The 3109-nt window shown below is 72.5% G+C and carries 3 protein-coding genes; 2 read left to right on the plus strand and 1 reads right to left on the minus strand.

What is annotated here, in order from left to right; translation table 11 throughout:
• The first annotated feature begins 178 nt into the window (after positions 1–178).
• Positions 179–1648, plus strand: a complete 1470-nt coding sequence (locus ABD308_RS03940; RefSeq protein ID WP_344325558.1) for a replication-associated recombination protein A — start codon at positions 179–181, stop codon at positions 1646–1648.
• 316 nt (positions 1649–1964) lie between these two features.
• Entirely contained in the window at positions 1965–2579 is a 615-nt protein-coding gene (gene rpsD, locus ABD308_RS03945; RefSeq protein WP_344325561.1) for a 30S ribosomal protein S4, read from the plus strand.
• Positions 2580–2673: 94 nt separating this feature from the next.
• Here the strand turns inward: rpsD and ABD308_RS03950 are convergent, their stop codons facing one another.
• Positions 2674–2967, minus strand: coding sequence for a tetratricopeptide repeat protein (locus tag ABD308_RS03950; RefSeq protein WP_344325624.1), 294 nt, complete (start codon positions 2965–2967; stop codon positions 2674–2676).
• Between the last annotated feature and the right edge of the window lie 142 nt (positions 2968–3109).

Below are 3109 nucleotides of genomic sequence, written 5' to 3' on the forward strand. Positions count from 1 at the left end.
TGTTCACCGACCCCGCCGCCCTGGTCGCCTCGCGCGGCCCGGCCGCCGAGGTCCGCGCCCGCGGGGTGACGGCCGGCGGGCTGACCCTGCGCTCGCTGGAGGAGTTCGAGACGGTCCTGATGGACGTCCGGCAGGCGTAGGGCCCGGGCCTGTCGGCGGGCTCGCATAGGCTTCCGGTGTGGACGAACCGGACCTCTTCACCGCAGCCGCCGAGGAACGCCAGAGCAAGGAGCCGGGGCGGGCGCCGCTCGCCGTGCGGATGCGTCCGCGCACCCTCGACGAGGTGGCCGGCCAGCGGCAGCTGCTCAAGGACGGCTCGCCGCTGCGCCGGCTGGTCACGGGCGCGCGCGGCCCGGCGGCGACCAGTTCGGTGATCCTCTGGGGCCCGCCCGGCACCGGCAAGACCACGCTGGCGCACGTCATCAGCCAGGCGGTGGAGGGCCGCTTCGTCGAGCTGTCCGCGATCACCGCCGGGGTCAAGGAGGTCCGCGCGGTCATCGACGGCGCCCGCCGCGCGGTCGGCATGACCGGCCGGGAGACGGTGCTCTTCCTCGACGAGATCCACCGGTTCTCCAAGGCGCAGCAGGACTCCCTGCTGCCCGCCGTGGAGAACCGCTGGGTCACCCTGATCGCCGCGACCACCGAGAACCCGTACTTCTCGGTGATCTCCCCGCTGCTGTCCCGCTCGCTGCTGCTCACCCTGGAGTCGCTGACCGACGACGACGTCCGGGCGCTGCTGCGCCGCGCGGTCGCCGACGAGCGCGGCCTGGAGGGCGCGGTCGAGCTGAGCCCCGAGGCCGAGGACCACCTGGTGCGGCTGGCCGGCGGGGACGCCCGCAAGGCGCTCACCACGCTGGAGGCGGCGGCCGGGGCGGCGCTGGAGCAGGGCGAGGCGAGCATCACGCTGGCCACCACCGAGACCGCCGTCAACCACGCGGCCGTCCGCTACGACCGGGACGGCGACCAGCACTACGACGTGGCCAGCGCGCTGATCAAGTCGATCCGGGGCAGCGACGTGGACGCCACGCTGCATTACCTGGCCCGGATGATCGAGGCGGGGGAGGACCCCCGGTTCATCGCCCGGCGGCTGATGATCTCGGCCAGCGAGGACGTCGGCCTGGCCGATCCGACGGCGCTGCAGACGGCGGTGTCGGCGGCCCAGGCGGTGGCGCTGATCGGCTTCCCGGAGGCGCGGATCATCCTCTCCCAGGCGGCCATCGCGCTCGCCCTGGCGCCCAAGTCCAACGCCGCCTACCTGGCGATCGACGCGGCGCTCGCGGACGTCCGGCAGGGGCTGGCCGGGCCGGTGCCGCCGCACCTGCGGGACGCGCACTACGGGGGCGCGGGCAAGCTGGGGCACGGCAAGGGGTACCGCTACCCGCACGACCTGCCGGAGGGCATCGCGGCCCAGCAGTACGCGCCGGACGCGGTGCACGGCAAGGCGTACTACCAGCCGACCCGGCACGGTGGCGAGGCCCGCTACGCGGACGCGGTGGAGTGGACCAGGGCGCGGCTGCGGGGGGAGCCGAAGCGGGTTCCGAAGGGCGAGCCGAAGCCCGAGCCGAAGCCCGAGCCGAAGCCCGAGCCGAAGCCCGAGGCGAAGGGCGAGACGAAGGGCGAGGAGAAGCCCGGGTCAAAGCCCCGGTGATCGGCCGGTATACTCGGGCGGAGTGCCATGTCCCGGGACGGCGGTGGGGGGAGACCCCGACCGACCGGCCGCACCAGCGGGACATCGGCCGTCGGCCTCCTCCGGGAGGATCCGTACCAGGAGCGTCGCGCACCGTCTCGGTGTCGCGGGTGACCCGGTTTCCGGTTCGACCCGTGTGACAAGCACATCTCGTGCCCGGCTCCGGAGAGCGGCTGATCGCACTGCCCCCGGGCGGTGGGGTTTTCTCCGGGCCGCGACATGCGACCTCCGTCAACACCTGGTGAAGCCGTATTCGTAAGCAAGGAAGGTTTGGTTCATGGCGAACCAGAAGCGTCCCAAGGTCAAGATCGCGCGCGCGCTCGGCGTGCCGCTGACCCCGAAGTCCGTCAAGTACTTCGAGGCCCGCCCGTACCCGCCCGGCCAGCACGGCCGCGGTCGCAAGCAGAACTCGGACTACAAGGTCCGTCTGGTCGAGAAGCAGCGTCTGCGCGCTCAGTACGACCTGAGCGAGAAGCAGATGGCGCGCGCGTTCGACCGCGCGAAGAAGGCCGAGGGCAAGACCGGTGAGGCGCTCGTCGCCGAGCTGGAGACCCGCCTCGACGCCCTGGTGCTGCGTTCGGGCATCGCCCGCACCATCTACCAGGCCCGTCAGATGGTCGTCCACGGCCACATCGAGGTCAACGGCGGCAAGGTCAACAAGCCGTCGTACCAGATGAAGCCGGGCCACGTGGTCACCGTCCGCGAGCGCAGCAAGGAGAAGGTCCCGTTCCAGGTCGCCCGCGAGGGTGGCAACGCGGGCGAGGGCCAGACCCCGAAGTACCTCGAGGTCAACCTGAAGGCCCTGGCCTTCCGCCTGGACCGCGCGCCGCAGCGCAAGGAGGTCCCGGTGATCTGCGACGAGCAGCTCGTCGTCGAGTACTACTCGCGCTGACCCGCGAGCGGTATCACCTGCGGTACCCAGCGAGCCCCCGTCGCCCTCGTGGCGGCGGGGGCTCGCCCCTTTGTCCCGGCCGTGGGAGGCCGGGTCAGTACGACTCGCCGGTCATCGCGGAGGCGAGCCGCAGGTGCGGGCGGGCCTCCTCGGCGCGGCCCTGGCGCTCCAGGGTGCGGCCGAGCATCAGACGGGCGTAGTCCTCGGCCGGGTCGGCGTCCAGGACCCGGCGCAGCTCGGTCTCGGCCTTGCGCAGCTGGGCGGAGTGGAAGTAGCTGCGGGCCAGCAGCAGCCGGACCGACAGGTTGGCCGGCTCCTCGGCGAGCACGCCTTCGAGCATCCGGGCGGCGTCGGTGTACGCCTTGGACTCGAAGTAGAAGTTCGCCATGCGGTACTCGTCGGCGATGTTCGCCACTGGAGGCTCCTTCCGTACGGTGGTTCCGCCCGCTCCAGCACTGGACAAGTTTCAACTATTCCCGGCTCTCCCGCCGGGCTCCTCACCGCCCGACGGGGGAGGGCCGGGGCGCCGG

Origin of the sequence: Kitasatospora putterlickiae, from assembly GCF_039527695.1 — a bacterium.
Taxonomy (GTDB): Bacteria; Actinomycetota; Actinomycetes; order Streptomycetales; family Streptomycetaceae; genus Kitasatospora; species Kitasatospora putterlickiae.

Excerpts from the sequence above, each read along its gene's own strand:
- rpsD (WP_344325561.1), top strand. The coding sequence starts at position 1,965 with ATGGCGAACCAGAAGCGTCCCAAGGTCAAGATCGCGCGCGCGCTCGGC.
- ABD308_RS03950 (WP_344325624.1), bottom strand. The coding sequence starts at position 2,967 with ATGGCGAACTTCTACTTCGAGTCCAAGGCGTACACCGACGCCGCCCGG.